19 protein-coding genes are annotated in these 21,361 nt (G+C 53.9%); 8 read left to right on the top strand and 11 right to left on the bottom strand.

Translation table 11 applies throughout. The annotated features are described in order from the left end of the window. The 8 genes from C0623_12815 to C0623_12780 form a co-directional block, all read right to left on the bottom strand. On the bottom strand, positions 1 to 1,839 hold the full coding sequence (locus tag C0623_12815; GenBank protein PLX98200.1) for a TIGR04442 family protein: 1,839 nt from the start codon (positions 1,837 to 1,839) through the stop codon (positions 1 to 3). A 35-nt stretch (positions 1,840 to 1,874) separates the two neighbouring features. Continuing rightward, the gene (locus C0623_12810; protein PLX98352.1) at positions 1,875 to 2,687 is read right to left on the bottom strand and encodes an MBL fold metallo-hydrolase; all 813 of its coding nucleotides are present in this window, start codon (positions 2,685 to 2,687) and stop codon (positions 1,875 to 1,877) included. Between the two features lie 11 nt (positions 2,688 to 2,698). Next, positions 2,699 to 5,074, bottom strand: a complete 2,376-nt coding sequence (locus C0623_12805; protein ID PLX98199.1) for a methyl-accepting chemotaxis protein — start codon at positions 5,072 to 5,074, stop codon at positions 2,699 to 2,701. A 624-nt stretch (positions 5,075 to 5,698) separates the two neighbouring features. Continuing rightward, positions 5,699 to 6,076 (bottom strand): pilus assembly protein PilZ, encoded by a 378-nt coding sequence (locus tag C0623_12800; protein ID PLX98198.1) that lies wholly within the window; start codon positions 6,074 to 6,076, stop codon positions 5,699 to 5,701. Between the two features lie 75 nt (positions 6,077 to 6,151). Next, entirely contained in the window at positions 6,152 to 7,399 is a 1,248-nt protein-coding gene (locus C0623_12795) for a hypothetical protein (GenBank protein ID PLX98197.1), read from the bottom strand. Continuing rightward, positions 7,393 to 8,304, bottom strand: a complete 912-nt coding sequence (locus C0623_12790; GenBank protein PLX98196.1) for a tRNA (adenosine(37)-N6)-dimethylallyltransferase MiaA — start codon at positions 8,302 to 8,304, stop codon at positions 7,393 to 7,395. Before C0623_12790 ends, C0623_12795 begins: the two co-directional genes overlap by 7 nt. 29 nt (positions 8,305 to 8,333) lie before the next feature. Continuing rightward, entirely contained in the window at positions 8,334 to 8,762 is a 429-nt protein-coding gene (locus tag C0623_12785; GenBank protein ID PLX98195.1) for a hypothetical protein, read from the bottom strand. Positions 8,763 to 8,857: 95 nt separating this feature from the next. Then, on the bottom strand, positions 8,858 to 9,349 hold the full coding sequence (locus C0623_12780) for a hypothetical protein (GenBank protein ID PLX98194.1): 492 nt from the start codon (positions 9,347 to 9,349) through the stop codon (positions 8,858 to 8,860). A gap of 154 nt (positions 9,350 to 9,503) precedes the next feature. Here C0623_12780 and C0623_12775 point away from each other — a divergent pair, with 154 nt between their 5' ends. Then, positions 9,504 to 10,802: a CCA tRNA nucleotidyltransferase gene (locus C0623_12775; protein ID PLX98351.1), complete on the top strand. Its 1,299-nt coding sequence runs from the start codon at positions 9,504 to 9,506 to the stop codon at positions 10,800 to 10,802. Here C0623_12775 and C0623_12770 read toward each other — a convergent pair whose 3' ends face one another. The 3 genes from C0623_12770 to C0623_12760 are packed head-to-tail and all read right to left on the bottom strand — an operon-like array spanning position 10,803 to position 14,483. Beyond that, positions 10,803 to 12,719: a hypothetical protein gene (locus C0623_12770; GenBank protein PLX98193.1), complete on the bottom strand. Its 1,917-nt coding sequence runs from the start codon at positions 12,717 to 12,719 to the stop codon at positions 10,803 to 10,805. Beyond that, complete coding sequence (locus C0623_12765) at positions 12,694 to 13,533, bottom strand: hypothetical protein (GenBank protein ID PLX98192.1); 840 nt, start codon at positions 13,531 to 13,533, stop codon at positions 12,694 to 12,696. Before C0623_12765 ends, C0623_12770 begins: the two co-directional genes overlap by 26 nt. A 32-nt stretch (positions 13,534 to 13,565) precedes the next feature. After that, positions 13,566 to 14,483, bottom strand: coding sequence for an AAA family ATPase (locus C0623_12760; GenBank protein ID PLX98350.1), 918 nt, complete (start codon positions 14,481 to 14,483; stop codon positions 13,566 to 13,568). 235 nt (positions 14,484 to 14,718) lie between these two features. Between C0623_12760 and C0623_12755 the strand changes: the two genes are divergently transcribed. From C0623_12755 to C0623_12725, 7 genes are all read left to right on the top strand, one after another. Continuing rightward, the gene (locus C0623_12755; protein PLX98191.1) at positions 14,719 to 15,834 is read left to right on the top strand and encodes a hypothetical protein; all 1,116 of its coding nucleotides are present in this window, start codon (positions 14,719 to 14,721) and stop codon (positions 15,832 to 15,834) included. Positions 15,835 to 15,847: 13 nt separating this feature from the next. Then, the gene (locus C0623_12750) at positions 15,848 to 16,087 is read left to right on the top strand and encodes a sulfurtransferase TusA family protein (protein ID PLX98190.1); all 240 of its coding nucleotides are present in this window, start codon (positions 15,848 to 15,850) and stop codon (positions 16,085 to 16,087) included. A gap of 21 nt (positions 16,088 to 16,108) precedes the next feature. After that, positions 16,109 to 17,815: a hypothetical protein gene (locus C0623_12745; GenBank protein PLX98189.1), complete on the top strand. Its 1,707-nt coding sequence runs from the start codon at positions 16,109 to 16,111 to the stop codon at positions 17,813 to 17,815. An 82-nt stretch (positions 17,816 to 17,897) separates the two neighbouring features. Then, positions 17,898 to 18,404 carry a 2-amino-4-hydroxy-6-hydroxymethyldihydropteridine diphosphokinase gene (folK, locus tag C0623_12740; GenBank protein PLX98188.1) on the top strand — a complete coding sequence of 169 codons (507 nt, stop codon included), beginning with the start codon at positions 17,898 to 17,900 and terminating at the stop codon, positions 18,402 to 18,404. A gap of 9 nt (positions 18,405 to 18,413) precedes the next feature. Then, the gene (locus C0623_12735) at positions 18,414 to 18,671 is read left to right on the top strand and encodes a hypothetical protein (GenBank protein PLX98187.1); all 258 of its coding nucleotides are present in this window, start codon (positions 18,414 to 18,416) and stop codon (positions 18,669 to 18,671) included. A gap of 221 nt (positions 18,672 to 18,892) precedes the next feature. Next, on the top strand, positions 18,893 to 19,540 hold the full coding sequence (gene fsa / locus C0623_12730) for a fructose-6-phosphate aldolase (protein ID PLX98186.1): 648 nt from the start codon (positions 18,893 to 18,895) through the stop codon (positions 19,538 to 19,540). A 355-nt stretch (positions 19,541 to 19,895) separates the two neighbouring features. Further along, positions 19,896 to 21,361, top strand: a 1,466-nt coding sequence (locus C0623_12725; protein ID PLX98185.1) for a hypothetical protein, incomplete at its 3' end; no start/stop codon positions are given.

Genomic DNA, 21,361 nt, shown 5'->3' with positions numbered 1-21,361 from the left:
TCAGGCGGCGACGTTGTTGAGTCCCTTGCGGATCTGGTAGAGATCTTCCATGTCGAGTTCGTTGAGCTCGAAATATTCGCGCTCGAGTTCTTCGACATAGAAGCGGTCGAGGCCGCTGTTTTCGAGGAAATCCTCGCGCAGGGCCGGGTCTTTTTCAGCAATGACCTGGGGCAGCAGGTTGTGGACGTAGATTGCCTCCTTCTTGATGTTGACAACGACCGCGCGGAAAAGATCGGCCGGTATTTCATCGGCAAGGATCTTCTTGTTGATCAACTCCTCGGTAATCTCTTCGCGCAGCGCATCCTGCTCGGCCTTGGTGTTGTACTTCGAATAGAAATTGCGGATCCGTTCCTTGACATGGGCGAGCAGGATCCGGTAGAGCTTCTCTTCCTTGTCGATATTCTTGAGGCGGCCAAGAAGGCCCTGCACTGTCATCCGGCCGTCATTGATCTGCTCGAGGCCGTTCTGCAGGCAGATAATTTTTTTGCGACCGAACTGGCCGAGGTACTTGTTGTCGAATATCGATTCGAAGAAGAGCTCGCTGAAGGTCCCGCTCGAGAGGCTGTTGAATTCCTCGCGGTTGCCGAGCAGAGAGCGGATGATCTCTTCAGTAAAGTGGACGTTTTCCATGAAGGCGAGCTGGTTGATGTTGGCCGAGGTGCTGTCGTAGCGGTCAAAGTAAGTGACGATATAGGAGAACATTTCGAGCAGCTGCAGGTCGGCCCCGTCGCGGATCTTTTCATCGCATGTCTTGCCGGTATCAAGCAGAAGCTGTTCGAACATGTGGTCACGGTTCTCACTCGCCTGGCGCTTGGCGTGCAGCAGCTTGATCATATCCTCATTATTCAGGTTGGCGTCGATCTCCTGTTCATGCAGGAAGATCCCGGTCAGTATCTGGCGGGTCTCCGAGATGTATCCCTGCTCGTCGAGGTCGACCAGTTTGTCGTGTTTGAGCATCTCGTCGAGCGTGTAGAACAGGGCCGAAGGGATCTTGTTGCGCACCGAGAGGGTCTTGAGCCGGGTCAGGCGGGCATTCTCCTGGTGGGTTATCGAACCCTTCTGGTTGCACTCGATCAGGATACTCTTGTATTCGTCGACAATCCGGCGGTTGTCCGGATGCTTGTACATAACGTCAATCCGGATCCGCTCCTGCTGGTATTTGTCGATACCGAGCTGGTCGGCGAGCTGCTTGAGATTATCGTATTCTTCATCAGGAATCGACTTGTGGGTAAAGTAGAGGTCGGTAAATGCGTCGTGGTAGGCCTTGTGTTTCTTGTTGATCAGTTTGACCAGGTACATTGAACTTTTGTGACCGAGCAGATCGAACAGCTCTTCGACCAGAGGTGAATCGTCGGAGAAGCTGACATTTTCGCTTCTTTTGAGAACCTTGCCGAGGAGGCGGAGAATATCCTCCTGTTGATTGCGGACCCGGCCGGAGACCGAACCGGTCATGAAGAAATAGTAGTTATAGAGTGCGTTCCCCTCGAAAAAGATTCGATCATAGGTCAGGTGACCGTCGCTGCGGTCGGTAAAGGTGAGGGCGTTATTCCCCTCCTCGTACGTCGCGCCATAGAGGATCAGGCGGTTGCGGACATCTCCCTTGGCGAGGTCAGGCAAAGGCTGGTCGACACCGAACATGTACTCGCAAAAAGATCCGCCGTTGCCCCGATGATTGACTCCCTCTTTGTCGATGATAAATTCATTGCCGGGGGAGAAAAAACGAAGGGAGTCACCCTTGGTCTCGTAAAAATAACACTGGTAGGCGTCACGTGCCGCAGCTGTGGCGAAGTACTCGATGGTCTCATCGATATGTCCGTGAAGTCGCACTTCCTGATACATGCCAGCCTCTTTGGGAAAATTGAAACCTGCTAATTCTAATGTGAAACAGGGTCAGTTGGCAAGGATAACTCACCGTTATCATGTCGAATTGCCAAGTGAAGTTTTTGACCATCAAACGCAAACTCAACGCCATCCGGCAGGCCGGTCTCATGTTTCCCGTGTTCGATCTCGTGGCTCAAGTGGGTCAACAGGGTCCTTTTAGCACCAATCTGTTCGGCCGCTTTTATCGCCTCGGCGATATTGAAATGTGAAGTATGCGGCCGGAAACGAAGGGCGTCGATAATCAGAACCTCAAGGTTGTTCAGCAGCGATTTCGCTGCGGCCGGAATTTCGTTGCAGTCGGTCAGGTAGGCGATTGGTCCGAATCGGAATCCAAGGGAGTTGCCGTTGCCGTGCCGGAGCGGAACCGGGATGATCTCAAGCCCGCAGAGATTGAATCGGCCGTCGATCTCGTGAAGGCTGAGGCGCGGGCAGTAGCCGGAACGTTCGCCGTTGCCGAAGATATAAGCAAAGTTTCGCCGCATCGAGCGGATCGCTTCGTCGGCGGCATAGACCGGAATCGGATCATCCCCCGACTTATTGAATGGGCGAAGATCGTCGATTCCGTGGATGTGATCGGCATGGGTGTGAGTCAGGAGTACCGCGTCGATACGGGAGATCTTTTCACGCAGAACCTGCTGACGCAGATCGGTGGCGGTATCGATCAGGATATTTTTACCGTTGTGTCGGACCAGAAGGCTGCAGCGGGTGCGGTTGTTGCGTGGATCATCAGATGTGCAGACCGGACAATCGCATCCCGGCACCGGAATTCCGGTACTGGTGCCGGTGCCGAGAAGCGTGACTTCGATTTGCCCAGGGGTCATACCTTGAAGGCACCGACTTCGTCCTCGAGAGCCATCGTCTGTTTTGTCAGGATCTCTGCCACCTGATCAAGCTCGGAGGTCCGCTCGGAGTTCTCTTCGGAAATTTCGCGGATTTTGCCGACCGCCTCGACGACCTGTCGGCTGCGCTGGGTCTGCTCGCGGGTCGCCGCATCGATCCGCTCGATCATGTTGCGGATCTGTTCCATGCTGGTATTGATCTGCCGGCTCCCCTTGGCCTGCTCGGCCGTACTCAGCTTGCCTTGCGAAGCGATTTCCTTCATTGCCTCGGCGGCATGGGCGAGTTGGCGGGCGCCGTCGGTCTGTTGCTTGATGGCGGCGGCGATCTGGCCAAGCATGCTCGAGATCTGATTGATCGAGTCGGTGATCTGGCGACTGCCGCGTGATTGTTCCTGGGTCGCCCGGACGATGCCGCGAACCTGTTCCGATGCGTTGAGGGTACTGGTGCGGATCTGATCGAGGGCGGTTCCGGTCCCCTTGGAGCGCTCGACCTCTTCATGAACGCGCCGGCTGCCCGCTTCCATTGCTTCAACCGCTTCCCTGGTGCCGCTTTGCAGGTTGTTGATAATCAGTGCTATCTCGCGGGTCGAGACTGCGGTCCGTTCGGCCAGTTCGCGAATTTCATCGGCGACAACGGCAAAGCCCTTGCCGTGCTCTCCGGCCTGGGCGGCTATAATTGCGGCATTCAGCGCCAGCAGGCTGGTCTGGTCGGCGATTTCGTCGATAACCGTCAGGATCTTGCCGATTTCATTCGATTGGGCGCCGAGGTCCTGAATTGCCGACGTCGCCCGGTCGACTGTTTCGCGGATTTCACCGATGCCGTTAATCGTTTCATCGACGGCTGCCTTGCCTTCCTCGGCATCGCGGGCCGCTTCTTCCGAAAGGTTGTGGGTTTTTTCGGCATTCTCCTCGATTTCCTTGATCGAGGCGTCGAGCTCGATGATCGAGGAGGCCGTAACCTCGGTTGAGGAGGAAAGGATCTCAACGTTTTCGGCAACCTGTTGCGAAGAGACCGACATTTCATTGATCGAACTGGATACCTCGTCGACAGTCGAAAAGAGCTTTTCCATCTGTGAGGCGATCTGTTCAATGGTCGCTCCGAGTTCGAGGGTTGCCGAGGAGCTCGCCTCGGCTGATTCGACCAGCGAGCCGGTGCTCTCGGCGACGCCGGAGATACTTTCGTCAATGCCCTGCAGAGCCTGAAACGATTCCTCCAGTGACTGGGACTGTTGCTGATTGCTGTTGTTAACCGTGGTCGACGCCGATTTGATCTGGTCACTCGCCTGGTTAAGGTCGCCGGCAACATTATGGATACGGGCGATCATCGTCCGCATTTTGGCAGCGAAGCGATTGAAGTTTTCCGCCAGTTCACCGACTTCGTCTTTACTTTTGACCTCAAGCGTTCGGGTCAGGTCGCCTTCGCCCTCGGCGATCTCCTTCAGGGTGCTGACGATCGCGGCAAGCGGACGCGTGATGCTTCCCGAAACGGCGAGTGCAACGACAATCCCGATAACGGTCACCAGGATCAGGATAGTGAACAGGGTTCGGGTGATGCTGCTGCTCGCTTCGGCCATGTCGCTGCGATTAACCGCGACCAGCATCGATTTTCCGCTCTGACCGAGTTTCTTCGAAAATATGGCATAAGGAGTTTCTTCAATCTCGAGTGTGTTCTCCCCCCGGGCAAAAATTTCCGCGAGGTTGGTCCCTTCGATGGCCGTATTCGAGGTTGAAATGACTCCCTCGCTATCGTAAAAAGCGATGGTGGCGCCGCTGATATGCTGAATCTCGTCGGCAAAAGAATTGTCAAGAAAATCGACACCGACCATGATGCCGATTTGTGAATCCTGCAGCTTGATCGGTGCAACGGTTGTGATTGACAGCCTGTTATCAAAAACGGTGACGCCGTGACTGACCTCTCCGTTCAGGGCCTGGGCGAGCAGCGGATGGTCCGCTCCGCTGGCGGCCTCGATGGTTAATTCATCGGCGAGATTGCGAATCATCAGATTGCCTTCCTGCGACACGACCTGAATCAGGTCGAGGTCAAAAACCGACTGAGCGGCATCGATGACATTGGCCAACTGGGTATCGTCGTCGGTCAGGCTGGCGTAGTAGACAGCATTGACGAGGTCGACGTTGGACGAAATCAGCTTGATGTAATTGGTGATCTCGGTCTCTTTGAAACTGATTGTGCTGTCGACAAAATTGGCTACCTGGTCGACCCGGGCGGCCATGCTTTTGTTGAGCTCGGTTTCGCTCTTGCTGGAGAAAAATATCAGTGCACCGCAGAGTGAAACAAAAGTAAGGCCGACAAGACTGATGAGGATTTTCCACCTGAGATTGAGAGCGAGGTTCATTACGGCACCTTTATTCGTGAAATTGAATATCCCTATTACACGCAACTAATTGTCAAAAATACACGCTTTCCCCTGTTATCGCAACAATTTATGGCATTTGAGGTGTTCTGGAAAGGTTTGTTGTTGTCAATTCGAAGCAGGCGTTTATCCTTGAGAAGAATCTACCGTAGCGGAGTTTTGAATGTCGCGTCACTCGCCCCTGATACCTGCGTTATTTCTCAGTGAGTTCGCGGTTGACGAATCAACACCTTTTCAGCGGTATCGCAATCTATCTCGATCCGGCACATTATGGTGTTTACTATCGGCTCCCCGATAAAACAATCGGTTTTTCGGCCGGGAGGCGCAAAATGGTCTTGCTGCGATTTTTTCGGGAGTTGCCGCTTGTTGATTCCGGCTGGCAAGACTGCAGTCAGACACTCCCCGGTTCCCGGGCGCCGGCGCCAATGCCCTGCAGCGGGTCGAAGCGGCGAAGCTTGGCGCGACCTGTCTGCACGTTGAAATGCCGGTTGCCGTCCGGAAAAAAACTGTCGTGCGTCTCAAGGAGATGGAGATCGGTGATTCGATGAATTCGAGTGGATTGTAAGCAGCAAAGAAGGAGCAGGATTCGAAAGGGTGTATTGCGTTTTACATTTCACCCGATTCGGCAACCCAACGATCGATATCGTCGGCAACGTCGGCAGTGAGATCGATGAATTGCAAGCCCATGCCCGGCTCGTGCTGACATTTTCTGTCATAATGGCGATTCCAGATGACTTCGCAGGTACACTGAATGGTTTTGTAGATTGGGGCGGGCAGGGGGATTTCAACCTGATAAACCTGGCCGGGATCTTTAGGATTGACCGATGCGATGAACATCCCGGAGGCGCTGATGTTCTTGGCATAGCCGAAGAAGACCTTTTGCCCGTCATCGAGCTTGACCCGCAAAGTCAGAATCGGCGCGCGCAGATTCTTCCGCTTGTTTTTCTGGACGCCACCGCCGGCAGTACTGCTGTCCTTGCTCATTGTTAATCCCCGTAAAAACATGGCCATAACTATACCCTAATTGATATGTCTCGGAAAGCCTTTATTTTGGTGCCTTCAGGGGCAATTCCGAAGATGGCGAAGCTGCTCGAGGTCGGTTTTCAGGTCTCCGGATGATTTCAGGCCGATTACCTTGAAAAACTCCGGTATCGCCGCGGCTGCAGTCTGTCTTTCGCAGAATCCGTGGTCGCAAAGAAATCTCAACAGCTGTTGACTTCTGAGGGCGTCGAACCAGATGTCAAACGATCGGTTCATATCTTCTGGCCGATGGTTGTTGCGGAGGCGGTCCCATTTTTCGGAAAGTTTAAGACGGTGCAGAAAATGCCCCAGTCTCCGGTCGATCCGGGATGCCGCAGATTGGAGCTCCGAACCGGAAAGGAGGGGTGATTGTCTGGCCAAATCGAGCCAGCGGCCAAGCAGGGAAAAGGCGGCAAGCGGATAGAACAGTTTCGTTTCCGGGTTGTCAAGCAGGCCGGCAATGGCCGGTCCGGTGCCGAAAGGAACCCGGTTGGAAAGGCGGCCGGCCGGATGAACGGTTGTTCCTGCGAGATTGTCGACTCCGGATGTTTTGGCAAGCGACTGCAGAAAATAAAAATCTTCACCGCCCCGGCGCCGGTTCATACCGCCGCAGCGGATGTAGGCCGATGTCCGGCAGGCCAGCGCCGAGCCGATGGTGTGATAGGCATAGGGGGAACCGGCCAGCTTCAGACCGATGACATAACAGTAGAGGTAGAGTTCGTAATGTTCGATGGCGCGTTGCATGTTTTCGTTTTTAGCGGCTTGATGACGGAACGGGAGGACGCAGCCGCCGGCGCGGCTGGAAGCGAAATGCCGACTGATTTCCTCGAGATAATTTGGTTCGACGAGCGTGTCGGCATCGAGAGAGATCAGAAGCGGATCGATGTCGGTTCCAAGCCGGGACAGGGCCAGGTCGAAGCCGATTTTGCGGGCACTTCCGACACCCCCTTCGGCCAGTTCGAATCCGTCGGAGCAGGCATCAATCCAGCCGAGTTGGAGTCCCTGGCGGAGCGGCGAAGCCGTGAAAAGTTCGAGGGTTCGCCGGTTGGCAATCCTGATGCTTCTGGCGGCGTCAGCGGGGTGGTTGACAACGACCAGAACCAGCGTCTCCTGGCGCTGTTGCGGACAGTTTTTGGCGAGGCTGTCGAGGGTTAGAAAGAGCCACCTCTCCTCATCACAGGCCGGAATGATGACGGCTGCTGCATAATCATCCCTTTTAACTCCGGTAATTTGCCAAGGGCCGGTCAGTGTTCTTTTATCGAGATAACGGCGGCGGGCGCTCAGCATGCTTTGTGCGTCCCGAGGATGGTCAGGGCCTGAGCTGCAAGGTCGTCCCGACCGTCGAGCCATGAGATTTTCGTGCCCTGTCGTTCCATTCGCCGGAACCAGGTCTCCTGGCGTTTGGCAAACTGGTGAATGGCGCTGTTCAGTTTCTGAAAAAGGTCGTTACTGTTCAGTTGCCCTTGCAGGTGTCGGGCGATAAAGCGGTATTCAAGGCCGTAATACTCGAGGCTCTCCCAGCTGACTCCCGAGTCATGCAGCCGAACAACCTCGTCGACCATTCCTTCTTTGAGGCGCTGCTTCAGCCGACGGGTGATGCGCTCGCGCAACATGGCCCGATCCCATCGGATACCGAAAATCAGAGGATGCAGGGACGGCGGTCTCGGGAGGGTAGTGGTCGCAGCCGACTCCCCTTCGGCGATCTCGATGGCGCGGACCAGTCGATTGCGGTCGTTCAGGTCGGTATTGTTGTGTTGGTCCGGCTTAAGAGCCAGCAGCCGCTGTTGCAGCTGCTCGAGGGAGAGATCCCGGAGCGCCTGACGCAGAGTCGGGTTCTCCGGGACCTCGACCAGGCGATAGCCGCGTAACGCGGCCTCGAGGTAGAGCCCGGTTCCGCCGACCATGATCGGCATTCTGCCGGCCGCGACGATTTTTTCAAAGGCGGCATAAAAGCTTTTCTGAAAGGCAAAAACACTGAATTCTTCTCCAGGGCGGAGAATGTCGATCAGGTGGTAAGGGATGTCGCCGTATTCGGAAAGATCCTTGCCGGTTCCGATGTCCATGTCGCGAAAAACCTGGCGGGAATCGGCCGAAATAATCTCCCCGTTGAGATGCCGGGCGAGAGTGACGCCGAGTGTCGTTTTTCCGGAGGCAGTTGGTCCGAGGACAACAATAAGGTTAAATTCACTCATGGGATTACCCTTACATCTTTTGCCATGCTCTAATTATCGACCGGAACACAGATAATCATGTCCGGCCGCTCGGTTCCGGGGCGCGAACTGGAGCCACCGAACCATTTGACGCCGAGATAGACGATCCTGGCAAAAAGATGATTCATGCCGTCCTCAAGACAGATTGTTCGCAACAGTTTGTCGGCAAAGGCCTTCTCTTTGGACGGCAGCGCTTCGAGTCGGAGCAATTGATAGAGAGCATCGTGCACCAGTGATCCCCGCATCAGGGTCAGGGTGTCGATGGTCGGTCCGCTCGGGCCGTCCCAGGCGTATGCCTGGCGAATCGTCATGCGGCCGGATGGCGGCAACGCAATATAGTCAGTTTCGATGCTGTAGCCGCCCAGCCCGGTCTCAATTTCGTAATCCTGCATGAGCTGGTACTTGTAGCGATGCAGTTTCCGGTAACAAGCTCTGTTCATTTCCCCCTCCTGACTGATGAGTTGCTATTCGGAAAGCCGGGCCTGCATTTAAGTAAGTACAATGCTCGGTTCCGGTCGCCGAATAAGCTGCCCTGTTATTTGGGATGCAACCAGAAATCAATCGAATTCCTTTTCCGGTCGACCGATTCGGCAGCGAAGCCTTCATAGGCAAATGAAAAGGAAACGGCATTCAGCGGAATATCAGCCTTTTTTCTGAAAGTAAAGCGGTCTTCGGTTTCTTCATTCAGAAGGCTGAGAAGAGAGACAGTACTGAGCACAGTCGATTCGCTGTCGAGAAAGAGAAGATAAACCTCGGCCCTGATCAGTTTGTCGAATATTGCCCGGTAGCGTTGTGCCATTTCAAGCTCGCCGTCAATAACGAAAGATTTTCCGTTTTCGCTGTAATTGTAGCGGAGCAGAAGATCGGGGGCTTCCCAAATTTCGCCGTTGGCTTGCCCGGGAAGCGGGACGATCAACTCCGGCACGGCGGTTTTCCCGAGAAATTTACTGCTTGTACTCTGGCAGCCGATGCTGAAGATCAACAACAACATGAAAACAGCTGCCATTAATTTGTTAATGATTTTCATATTAATTTTCTCCGGCTGCGAAATAGTCTGGATGGTTTCATTATATCGGGAAACAGTGGCCGCTGCAGACTCTTTTACGAACGTCAGGAACCTTCCCTTTTTTCTGCATCTCTGCTAAGTTGTTGCCGGCTTCAACCCCGGATTGATGGATTTTATGAAAAAGAAAACGATCTTGCAACCCGGAGACGGGCAGCCGCTGGTTCTGGCCCGCTCCGAACACAGACTCTCTCGCAAGCTGATTGACGAGGATACGATCAAGGTTCTCTATCGTCTGCACCGGCATGGATTCCGGGCTTGCCTCGTTGGCGGCGGAGTGCGTGATCTGTTGCTCGGTCGCAAGCCGAAGGATTTTGATGTCGGGACCGATGCCACGCCCAATCAGGTTCGCAAGCTGTTCCGCAACTGTTTTTTGGTCGGCCGGCGTTTCCGGCTCGCCCATATCCGGTTCGGTCCTGATCGCCTGGTCGAGGTTGCGACTTTCCGGCGTCAGGCCGAGCAATCGGAACTTCCGGATTGCCCGAAAGAGCGGGCCGTTGCTTCGGAGAATGTTTTCGGAACACCGGAAGAAGATGCCTTTCGTCGTGATTTCACCATAAATGCCCTGTTCTACGATATCAGCGACTTTTCTATTATCGATTATGTCGGTGGCTTGCAGGATCTTGAGAATCGACAGATTCGGGTCATCGGTGATCCGCTGGTCCGGTTCGAAGAAGATCCGGTGCGGATGCTGCGTGCCCTGGAATTTGCCGCCCGCCTTGAGTTTGATCTCGAGTCTTCGGCCCGGGAAGCGATCCGGGTACAGGCACATCTCCTGGCCGGCGCTGCCCCGGCCAGATTGCGCGAGGAGTTGATGGAGCTCTTTCGCCACAAGGTTGCCGGCCCGGTCCTGCGCCAGGCAAAAGCGACCGGTCTGCTCGAGCATATCTTCCCCGATTATACAGCTGATGACGAGACGTTGCGTCTGATCGATCGGATTGATCAGCGCACTGCTTCCGGTGTTCCGGTCACCGAAGCGGTGATGCTGGCATCGCTTTACCTATCGGATTTCCGCCGCCGGCTGGCCGCGGCGCCCGATATCGATTTCGCCGCGGCGATGCATCTGGCGAACGGACTGCTTGAGCCGCACCGGGCCCATTACCATATCGCCCATGGCATCCGCCATCAGGCCCGGGAAATGCTGCTTGGTATCTATCGCCTGAAACGGGGGCGGGGACGGCGGGGCGAAAGCCGTTTTTTACGTCATCCGGCGACCGCGGCCGCTTTTGAACTGTTTCAGCTCTGGCATGAGGTTAACGGTGGTGAAGAAGAGCTGATCAAGGCATGGCAGCCGTTGATCTCCTCCCGGCCGGCCGGCGGCGAAGTAAAATCGCGGCAGAAAAATCGGCCGGGTGGCAACCGGCGGCGCCGGCGGCCACGGAGAAAACCGGCGGCACAGTCTTCCGACAGCAACTGATCAGATTTCCTGCTCGATTTCCCTGAGCAGTTGTTTCAGCCGTATTATTTCCTCTTTACTCAATTCCCGATCACGATATATCGCAGCGCTGTAGATCTGAGCGAACTGCTTTGCCCGGCTTCCCGGCAGCCGTTTCGCCATTTCGCTCAGGCTGGCCGCCGCCGGAATTTTTTCCGTACCGACCTGTCTTCTGACGATCCGTGAAAAGCGGTCGATCAGGATCTCTTCCGTACTTTGCCGTTTCCATTTGTACAGCAGCCATCCGATTAGCGGAATTGCCGGGATCAGGATCAGCCAGACACTCAAGGTCTGCTCAGGCTTTTCGCGGCGCCAGTCGCGCCAGGAGTCGCCGACCGAACGTGCCATTTCAAACTGCCGCGAGATGTCAAAAGAGATGACTGCCTGAGTCCAGAAATAATCGACCGCATCGACAAGTTGACGCCACGTGGATGGTCGTAAACTGTTTCGGGCCAACAGCGAACCTTCAGCGTTTACTGCGTAAAGATTCGGATCGATTCGGAGCCAGGTGTCGTCTTCAAGGAGGGCTTCCACCCAGACATGCGCCGTTCTTTCACCGACAGTATAGTATCCACCCAACTCGTTGTAGGTGCCGCCGAGATAGCCGCCAACCAGTCGTGAAGGAATGCCCATTTCTCTCAACATGATGGCGAATGCCGACGCAAAATATTCACAATATCCCCGTTTTGACTCGAACAGAAAGGTGTCCACAGGATCTCCCCCGGTCGGCAGATTTTGAGTTGCATAAACAAGTTGTTGCGCGATGAAGAAATCACGCAAAGCGTCGATTCTGGTCAGGCGGTTCTCTGCGGTTTGGGGGTCTATACGAGCGACCGCGGCCCGGGCCTGTGGGGCTACGGTCTCGGGCAGTCCCAGATATTGCGATTTTTTTGTATCGCGGTCGATTTTCAAACGTCCATTGAGATAAGCTATCGCATAGTAATTTTTGGGCAGCTTCGATTTCCGATGCAGGCGGAAGGTGGCATCGGTTGAGCGCCGGGTCCACTGACCATGGATTGAAGCTGTCGGGTCAAGCGTTGCCAGGGCATTGGACCGCCCCGAAACCGGAAAGATATTGAGCCCGATTTTTTTGCCGCCGATGACTGTCGGAGAGCCGCTACTCGCATGCTGGGCCCGACGCCAGACCCGACCTTCCAGCTCATCGAGAACCGTAACCCGCCAGTAAAGTTCGTTCGGATCCATTGGCGGTGCCTCGACCCTGAAGGCGACAGTGTCATCGGCGACGGTCGAAGCAAATGAACCCGGCCGGACCTCTTCCGAAAAACCGACCTTGGCCACCCCCGGTGGATTGAGGAAGTTCCAGAGCGGACTTCGGGTCCGCGGCAGAATAAAGAAGAAGAGAACAGCAAGGAGCAGGGCGCCGGCAGGTATCACAAGGGTGATGCGCAAAAGCCGCATGAATCCGGTCCGGTCGAGAGCCAGTCTCGGATCGTCACTGTAGAAACAGAGCAGAACCAGACCCAGGATAATGCCGGTCACCAGCAGCACCATCAGCGGCAGAAAAGCGAGGCTCAGGGTCATCAGGCTGGAGCCGGCCAGAGCGAACCCGGAAAGCAGGAACACCTGCAGGTAATGACGCCCTTCCTTCTCCGTCAGGAGCCGGACAGCAAGTAGCAATACGGCTATATTCAGGGCCGGCTCGACCAGATAGTTCTTGTTGATCTGGATGGCAAAAACGGCAAACACCAGGAGCGAGAGGATGGTTGCAGCGCGAGCCTTGAGGAAATAGAAGTTGCGCCGGTCGCACCAGATGCCGAGAATCAGAGCAATCGGGAAGATTACCCGGGTCGGCAGATCGAGGTAGAAATAAACCGGCAGAACACCGATCAGGCTGGTCGCAAAGACCAGGGTGTCAAGCAGGGATTTGATCTTGACCATAAAGTGCCAGCTCCGTAAGCAAGTGCAGGCGATGCCGGTTCCCGGATGAAGGTGCGATTTTTTGCCGGGGAAATTTTAACCCGACCGGGCGACTGTTGCGCATGGCATCATTGACCAGCCAGGTTGCACATCGTAACTGCTCTTCCAGGTTTTTGCCGGGAAGGCTTTCCGGTTCGATAACCACCGGTTCGGTGGCTGTGTCGGACGCCTCCTTGATCATCAATTTACCCTGTCTCGCCGTCAGCTTCCAGTGAATCATCTTGAGCGGCTCACCACCGCGGTAATCACCGATGCGTTCAATCTCCCCTTCGCCGCCGCGGCGGGGTGAGGAATCCTCCCCCAGAGAGCGTTTTCCTTCATGCGCCGTTGCGGTCTGGCAGTTTATGGGAGCCGCGAAGACAATTGTTTCAGCAGAAATATGAGCCGGGAAACTCCGGATGAAAAAATTGACCGGAAAGATCGAACGATAAGCGCTCTCGGTAAGCCGGAAACGGCCTCGCTTCGCAAGGGTGAGCGAGATGCTCTTTTCAATCGTGCTGCGGCCCGGGATAATCGGGAAGAGCGTCTTGCCGTCGGCGACCTCGACAAAAACAAGAAACGAAGGATAAGGTTTGTTGTTCCGTAGTTTGATGGTTGCCAGGGTCTCGATCCCGGCATAAATTTCAGCCGGAGGCATCAATTCGGCCCGGAGACCGGCCAGGTTGTAGCGCCCGACGAGACCGGAGACCGCCATAAAACCGAGCAGGGCCGATACCAGAAGGTAGAGCAGATTGTTTCCGGTGTTGACGGCGGCAAAACCGAGAAACAGTGTCAGGGCAATATAAAGGGTGCCGGACCTGGTCAGTTTCAGGCCAAAGGCACTGCGACGCTCTCGACGACGGATCGGAGCACCTCCTTCTTGTTGAGAACTTCCTGTTCCGGTTTCAGGATCAGGCGATGGGCGCCAGCCGGGATAATGATGTTCTGGACATCCTCGGGAATGACGTAATTGCGGTTTTCCAGAAAGGCAGTTGCCCTGGCGGCGGCGGCGAGGCTGAGGCTGCCCCGGGTTGAAATTCCGGAAGTAATGAACCGGTGCTCCCGGGTGGCGGCGGCGAGGCGGTAAATGTAGTCAATGACCTTATCTCCGAGGTAGATCGCATCTCCGGCCGCCTGCCGGGCGGTCATGATTTCTTCATGGCTGACCATCGATTCAATCTGCCGGATATCCTCGCGGATGGTGCCGTCCCGGATAATCGCCTTTTCCATGTCCTCCGGCGGATAGCCGATGTCGGTCGTCACCAGGAAGCGGTCCATCTGCGATTCCGGCAGCGGGTAGGTCCCGACCTGCTCGGCCGGGTTCTGTGTTGCAATAACGAGAAACGGATCGGGCAGCGGGTAGGTCGTGCCCTCGATTGTGACCCGGTGTTCCTCCATTGCTTCAAGCAGGGCGCTCTGGGTTTTCGGCATCGCCCGATTGATTTCATCAACCAGGACAATATTGTTGAAAATCGGTCCCTCGACGAAGCGGAAGCGGTTTTCGTTGCGGTCGAAGATTGAAAGACCGGTAATATCAGACGGGAGCAGATCGCTGGTGCACTGAATCCGTCCGAAAGAGAGGCCGATGGCGTTGGCCAGAGCGAGGGCCAGAGTCGTTTTGCCGAGGCCGGGAATATCTTCGAGCAGAAGATGGCCGCCGGCCAGCAAGGTGGTCATCGCCAGCTTCAGGGCACGAATCTTTCCCTTGAGATAATGCTCGGCCAGTTGATTAATAACCCCGGACATCTCTGCCTGTTTCGGGAGCTCTTTTTCTTTGTTGTGGACGACTGTTTTTGAGTTCATAGAAATACATGGTAGCAGAAGATTTGAACCTTGTGTGGAAGAATGGGATAGAAAATTGCCGGAGGCCTTCAGCATGCGCTTCACCCGGTACCTTTTTTAGTTGACAGGATATTGATTAAATATCACTAATGATCCATAATGCAAAGTTGGTGACCTAATTTAAGAGTCTGGGCTTTCTATGGTGCCGCTGCTGATAATTTCTGTTTTTTTACTGGTACTTGGTCTGATCGCCGGGTTCTTCATGCATCGCTCCGATTATTGTCTGGCCGGGGCATTTCGCGATCTGTTCCTGTTCAAGTCCTTTCAGCGGATTTACTCATTGATCCTGCTTGTTACCGTCAGCGCGGTCCTGTTTGAACTTTTTCGGGTATTCGGCTGGCTGCCGGCTTATCCCTTCCCGTGGTTTTCTCCCCCGACGCTGGTTAACATTGTCGGTGGTGTTATCTTTGGTATTGGTATGGTTCTGGCTGGCGGCTGTGTAGTCGGAGTCCTGTACAAATTGGGCTGCGGCAGCCTTCTGGCCGGAGTGGCGATCATTGGACTGTTCGTTGGCAGCGCAATTTACGCTGAGATTCACCCCCTCTGGAATGGTCTGGCGGCGGCAACAAGATTGCATGATACTGCTGTGACCTTGCCGCAATTGACCGGCACCTTGCCGGCGGTATGGGTGCTTCCGGTCGCAGCAATCGGCACCCTGCTGACCTGGCGCTGGTGGCTCGAACAGCGGCATCGGAATCAAAGCCGGGCCGAAGGTTATGTCCCGCTCTGGATAACAGCAGTCGTCCTGTCACTGCTCAGCGCCGGATCGGTTCTTGTTGTCGGTATTCCGATGGGCGTGACAACTTCCTATGCCAAGGTTGCAGCCTGGATTGAAGCGATCTTTGCTCCCGGTCATGTCGATGATCTTGCTTTTTTTTCCGGACAACCGGTGACCCTCTCCCTGCCCGGCATGCCCGGTGGGATGACCGGTGGTGCCGGGCCGCAATGGGATGTTGTTGCCCTGGTCCAGTATCCATTGATTGTCGGGATCATCGCCGGGGCCGTGGTTTCGGCCATGGCTTTGGGCGAAATGAGATTTCATCGAAGGTTGCCGATACGTCAGATTGCCGTGGTTTTTACCGGTGGTGTGGTCATGGCGCTGGGCTCACGGATGACTCCCGGATGCAATATCTGGCATCTGCTTGGGGGAGTCCCGATGTTGAGCTTGCAGAGCCTGTTGTTCGTGATCGGGCTGCTTCCCGGCTCATGGCTGGGAGGATTGATGCTTGAGCGAGTGCTTGTCGGAGGGGAGTGAGGAGAGACAGATCATGGCGTCCGAAATTATTGAAATCGATATCCGCGGTCAGGTTTGTCCGTCGAGCTTACTGCTGGCGCTCAAGGAGATCAACAGGCAGCACCAGCTGTTGACGAGTGGAAAGGGTAGGATTCTGGTGATGACTGACAATCGGGACGCGATCGCCACGATTCCGGCGGCCGTCGAAAATATGGGGTTTGGCGCTGACGTCGAAAAAAAGGATGGATACTATCGTATCCTGGTCGGCAATTGATGCTGCGGGAAAGAGCTGATCATGGCAAGCAAGACTGAACGAAATATTAAGGCAACAGATTCTTGGTCCGAACTCGAGCAATTACGCGCCGAGAACGAAGACCTGAGGCGTGCCAATGCCATGGCCTACTCTTATATTCGCGACAAGGTCGACCAGATGCTCATGGTTATCGGTACAAAATCACTGAAGCCGGAAGAACTCGATGATGCAAGCCTGCTCGAGTTTGATCCGATCGGTATCGTCAGCGATTCTTTTCAGCATGTTCTCGATAACCTGCGCGAGACCAATTCGAAGCTGCACTTCGCGCATGACGAAATCCAGGCGATTTTTGACACGGTCGGGGCCGCCTTGCTGGTTCTCAATCCGCAACAGGAAATCGTCGCTTATAATCAGAAAACAGAGGAACTTCTACTTGAAGGGCAGGAGGCCCTCGGCCAGCGCTGTCGTGACCTGATCTGCAAAGGCGCACCTCCTCCCGGCTGCCTCTTTAGTCGAGTGCTCAACTCCGGCCGTGAACAGTATCTGAGTGACTGGTCGACCAATAACCATGACTTTAACGTTGTCGGCCGGCCGATGTTTGATGAATCAGGAAAGGTTTCGCATGTCGTTCTGGCTTACTCCGACGTGACAGCCCGCAAATCGGCTGAATCGGCCTTGCTCTGTTCTTTGGCAGAAACCAGGGAGGCAAACAGCAAAATAGAGGGGATATTGCGCTCGGTCTCCGACTGCTTCCTGGTAACCGATGCAGATGATCAAATTGTTCTGATAAATCGGCGGGCCGAGGAATTGCTCGGAGTTCACCAGTTCGACAAGACCAAGGGCTGCAGTATCGATAATCTGTCATCGGTTCAGCTGAGAAAGATTTTGAAAAATGCCCGGGAGATGGATGATTTTTATACGGAAGATCTGGTTTTTACCGGTGATGGTGACGAATCTCATGTTTATCAGGCGAGGGTGACAGTGATCCGTTCCTCCGAGGGACAATTTCGTGGCTCTATTGCCTTTTTGCATGATGTAACCGAGCAGCGCGAAGTGGACCGGATGAAGAGTGAATTCGTTTCGACAGCTGCGCATGAACTGCGAACGCCCCTGGCGACCATTGTCGGCTACACTGATCTGTTGCTTAATGGTGGCGATGAAGTAAAAGAGCAGCTTGACGATTTTCTGGTGCAGATTCAGCAAAAAGCTGAGCGTTTGTCGGAAATCGTCTCCGATTTACTCGACATCAGCCGGATTGAATCGGGTGAAGCATTGCAGATGATTCCACGTGTTTATGCGGTCGAGGAACTGTGCCAGCAAGTTCTTGAGGGATATTCTCTCATCAGTGAAAAACACCAGGTCGCGTTTGCCCTTGATTCAGCGCAACCGATCCATATATCTGCCGATCGTTACGCTTTTTTCCAGATTCTCGAAAATATTCTCAGCAATGCGATCAAATATTCACCTGAGGGCGGTGAAATCCTGATCAACGCTACGGCGGATGATGGATGCTGCCATCTCTCGATTATTGATCCGGGTATCGGCATGACCCCGGACGAGATTGAGCGCATTTACGAGAAATTCTATCGGGCCGACGCGGCCAATACGGCCATTTCCGGAACCGGGCTCGGCATGACCATCGTCAAGCACCTGGTTGAGGCACAAAATGGCTCGGTCCGGATTGACAGCGAGCCACAGCGAGGGACGACCGTGCGGGTGTCATTCCCCCTTGCCGATGCGATGCATTGAGATTCGATAGACGAACCTCTCCTTTCTCCGTATCTTTACCGATTGTTGCCTCGAAACTGCCGCCATGCTTTAATGTCAGTTGATGGAAGTAACTGTAACTGCATACCTTGGACTCGGTTCCAACCTCGGTGACCGTCTCGAAAATTTACGCGGCGCCCGAAAAGCCCTGCGGAAGAATCCGGCGGTCGATATTTCTGCCTCGGCAGCACTGTACGAGACGGCCCCGATGGGTGGTCCCGAGCGGCAGCCGTCCTATCTCAATACGGTGCTCAAAATCAGGACGACCCTGACGCCGGAGCGGCTATTGTCTCTCTGCCTGCAGATTGAAAAGGACTTCGGTCGGCAACGGAAAGAACGCTGGGGCCCCCGCACCCTCGATATTGATATTCTTTTCTTCGATACAGTCATCCGCGTTGACTCCGATCTTGTCCTGCCGCATCCACGCTTGCACGAACGCACATTCGTTCTTTGCCCGCTGGTCGATCTTGATCCGGATATTATCCATCCGGTGGTCGACCAAAGGGTCGAAGAACTTCTTTTACGGCTCGATGCAACAGAAGGGGTTCAGCGGGTCGCCGAGTTGTGGTAGAGTGCGCCCATGATACGCATTCTGTTATTCGCGCTCTTCTTTTACCTTGTCTACACACTGTTGACATTTATCCTGCGCAGCTTCGCCCAGAAGCCGTTGCAGCGGCCACCGGAGAAGACATCGGTGGGAGAAGATATGGTGCGTGATCCGAACTGCGGAACCTACGTGCCGCGCGGCGATGCCATCACAAAATCGGTTGGCGGAGAGCAACATTATTTCTGTTCGGTCGAGTGCCGGGATGAATATTCGAAAAAAGCGAAACCGTAAATAAAGGCGCTGCCACGAAGGCACGAAGGGCACCAGGAAGAGCAAAAGCTCTTTTAAAGGAGAGAACGGAAGGGTCTTTATTGGCAGATTGGATTTCCAGAATTTAATATACTTTTCTCACTCACCGACTCTCCGTCTCTGCGTTAAGAATGATTTAGATTTTCTTCGTGACCTTGGTGTCTTGGTGGCAAAAAAATACATTTCAACCTAAGGAGCAGATCATGAAATTTTTTATCGATACCGCCGAAGTCAATGAAATCCGTTCGGCGCACGAACTGGGACTCGTTGACGGGGTTACCACCAACCCGTCGCTGATTGCCAAGAGTGGCCGTGATTTCAAGGAAGTCGTCACCGAGATTGCCGGCATTGTCGACGGCCCGATTTCGGCCGAGGTCATCTCTCTCGATGCTGATGGCATGGTTGACGAGGCGCTCGAGCTGGTCAAAATCAATAAAGAGAAGATTGTTATCAAGGTGCCGATGACCAGTGAGGGGCTCAAGGCGACCCGCCGCCTTTCGGAAAAGGGAATCAGGACCAATGTGACCCTGGTCTTCTCCTCGGTGCAGGCGTTGCTGGCGGCCAAAGCCGGCGCCACCTATGTTTCGCCGTTCGTCGGTCGGCTCGACGATATCGGCCACGAAGGAATGGAGGGGATTGAACAGATCCGGACCATTTTTGATAACTATGGCTACACCACCGAGATTATTGTCGCCTCGGTCCGCAGCCCGCAGCATGTACTGCAGGCCGGTCTGATCGGCGCCGATATCTGCACCATCCCGTTCTCGGTCATGCAGCAGCTGGCCAGGCATCCTCTGACCGACATCGGCATCGAGAAGTTTCTGGCCGATTGGGATAAGACAAAGAAGTGATTATGAGGGGGCAGTGATGCCCCCTTTTTATCTCTTGGAATTCAGGGTCTACAGGAAACATCGATAAGGTAGATTGCTTGGCGCCTGATTAGAAATAAACAGGATGTATAGGAACGGTCATTTGTTTGACCGTTTTTTTTATTTCAAGTAGAATAATTACCATTTATTTTGTGTACTGAGTTTTGATAGGTGGGTTATATGTGTTGTCTGAGTTGAGCATAAGACACGTGTCCCTATAGAAATGATACCTGCTTATCTGCACTGCCTTTCTGTCTTTATGCTTCACATGTTGAATCTCTTTGATCACATATCTTGAAATTAATTGAGAGTTGGAGGGGGTTGGAGAGGGTTGGTCATGTCCAACGAAGAGAAGCATCACTCGCATGAGCTTTTAAAATATATCATTGAGCATACCCGAAGTGCCGTAGCGGTTCATGACAGAGAGCTCAATTACCTTTATGTTAGTCAGCGCTATCTTGATGAGTATAACGTTGAGAGCCAAGATGTTATTGGTAAACACCATTATGAAGTCTTCCCAGACTTGCCACAAAAGTGGCGGGATGTTCACCAGAGAGTCCTTGCCGGTGAGGTGTTAAGCGCAGAGGAAGATTCTTATCCCAAAGAAGATGGCTCAATTGTCTGGACAAGATGGGAATGCAGACCGTGGTATGAAGCCGATGGTTCTGTTGGTGGGATTATCGTTTACACAGAGGTCATTACAGACCGTATTAGTGAGCGAGAAAAACTCCGTGAAAGTGAACATAGATTCCGCACTCTTTTTGATCAGGCGGCTGATAATATCTTTCTGCTTAAGCCATCCCCTGACGGCCCTCCAATTATTGCCGATGTGAACCCTTCGGGCGCAAAACTGCATGGGTATACTCCATCGGAACTCATTGGCCAACACCTTACAATCATTGATCCTTTCGTAAGTCCTGAAGAAGTGGCCTCTCGGACTGAAAGACTTGAATCTGGAGAGATCGTGCAATTTGAAGCCCAGCACTTACATAAGAATGGCGAACGTTTGTGGCTGGAGGTCACCAGCAAACTAATAGTGACTGGTAGTGAACGGTTTTACCTGAGCACTGAACGAAATATTACAGCCCGCAAGAAAGCCGAAGAGGAGAATGAACGCCTGACGGATCGGCTTTTATTGTCAACCAGGGCAGCGCAGCTTGGTGTCTGGGATTGGAACGTCCGAGAGAACACCATGGTTTGGGATGACCGGATGTTTGAGCTGTATGGAGTGACTCGGGAGGGAACTCCCAACAACATAGATGCCTGGCTCAATGGATTGCACCCTGAGGACAAAGAGTCTGCGTTGGCTGTATGTCAGGCCGCACTTGATGGTCAAAAAGACTTTGATACGGAGTTTCGTGTTCTGCACCCTGATGGAACGGTCAAGTATCTCAAGGCGAATGGCCTTGTCATCATGGGAGCAGACGGCAAGCCGGACCGGATGCTTGGTGTTAACTCCGACATTACCGAAATGAAGAAACTCCAGGATGCACAACTCCGCTCAAGCCAACTCTCGGCCCTGGGAGAAGTCGCCGCCGGAGTCGCTCATGAAATCAACAATCCGATTAACGGGGTGATCAACTATGCCCAGATGTTGATAAACAAGAATGATGAAAATGACAACGCAAACCAAATCCTTGAAAAAATTATAAGAGAGGGGAGCCGAATCGCGAATATCGTTCGAAACCTGCTCAATTTTGCCCGGAAAGATCGTGGTGAATTTTCATCCCTGGATTTAATTGACATTGTTGCCGAGCCGATCAATCTGCATTCGCAATTTTTTAAAAACGATGGTATTCATAT

The organism is Desulfuromonas sp. (assembly GCA_002869615.1).
In the GTDB taxonomy this organism is placed as follows: domain Bacteria; phylum Desulfobacterota; class Desulfuromonadia; order Desulfuromonadales; family UBA2294; genus BM707.
Note: the sequence above shows the minus strand (reverse complement) of the source record. Positions and strands in the feature narration are given on the sequence as shown.

Excerpts from the sequence above, each read along its gene's own strand:
- C0623_12750 (PLX98190.1), top strand. The coding sequence starts at position 15,848 with ATGGCGTCCGAAATTATTGAAATCGATATCCGCGGTCAGGTTTGTCCG.
- C0623_12780 (PLX98194.1), bottom strand. The coding sequence starts at position 9,349 with ATGAAAATCATTAACAAATTAATGGCAGCTGTTTTCATGTTGTTGTTG.
- C0623_12800 (PLX98198.1), bottom strand. The coding sequence starts at position 6,076 with ATGAGCAAGGACAGCAGTACTGCCGGCGGTGGCGTCCAGAAAAACAAG.
- fsa (PLX98186.1), top strand. The coding sequence starts at position 18,893 with ATGAAATTTTTTATCGATACCGCCGAAGTCAATGAAATCCGTTCGGCG.
- C0623_12805 (PLX98199.1), bottom strand. The coding sequence starts at position 5,074 with ATGAACCTCGCTCTCAATCTCAGGTGGAAAATCCTCATCAGTCTTGTC.
- C0623_12775 (PLX98351.1), top strand. The coding sequence starts at position 9,504 with ATGAAAAAGAAAACGATCTTGCAACCCGGAGACGGGCAGCCGCTGGTT.
- C0623_12760 (PLX98350.1), bottom strand. The coding sequence starts at position 14,483 with ATGTCCGGGGTTATTAATCAACTGGCCGAGCATTATCTCAAGGGAAAG.
- C0623_12770 (PLX98193.1), bottom strand. The coding sequence starts at position 12,719 with ATGGTCAAGATCAAATCCCTGCTTGACACCCTGGTCTTTGCGACCAGC.
- C0623_12790 (PLX98196.1), bottom strand. The coding sequence starts at position 8,304 with ATGAGTGAATTTAACCTTATTGTTGTCCTCGGACCAACTGCCTCCGGA.
- folK (PLX98188.1), top strand. The coding sequence starts at position 17,898 with ATGGAAGTAACTGTAACTGCATACCTTGGACTCGGTTCCAACCTCGGT.
- C0623_12745 (PLX98189.1), top strand. The coding sequence starts at position 16,109 with ATGGCAAGCAAGACTGAACGAAATATTAAGGCAACAGATTCTTGGTCC.
- C0623_12735 (PLX98187.1), top strand. The coding sequence starts at position 18,414 with ATGATACGCATTCTGTTATTCGCGCTCTTCTTTTACCTTGTCTACACA.
- C0623_12795 (PLX98197.1), bottom strand. The coding sequence starts at position 7,399 with ATGCTGAGCGCCCGCCGCCGTTATCTCGATAAAAGAACACTGACCGGC.
- C0623_12785 (PLX98195.1), bottom strand. The coding sequence starts at position 8,762 with ATGAACAGAGCTTGTTACCGGAAACTGCATCGCTACAAGTACCAGCTC.
- C0623_12815 (PLX98200.1), bottom strand. The coding sequence starts at position 1,839 with ATGTATCAGGAAGTGCGACTTCACGGACATATCGATGAGACCATCGAG.
- C0623_12755 (PLX98191.1), top strand. The coding sequence starts at position 14,719 with ATGGTGCCGCTGCTGATAATTTCTGTTTTTTTACTGGTACTTGGTCTG.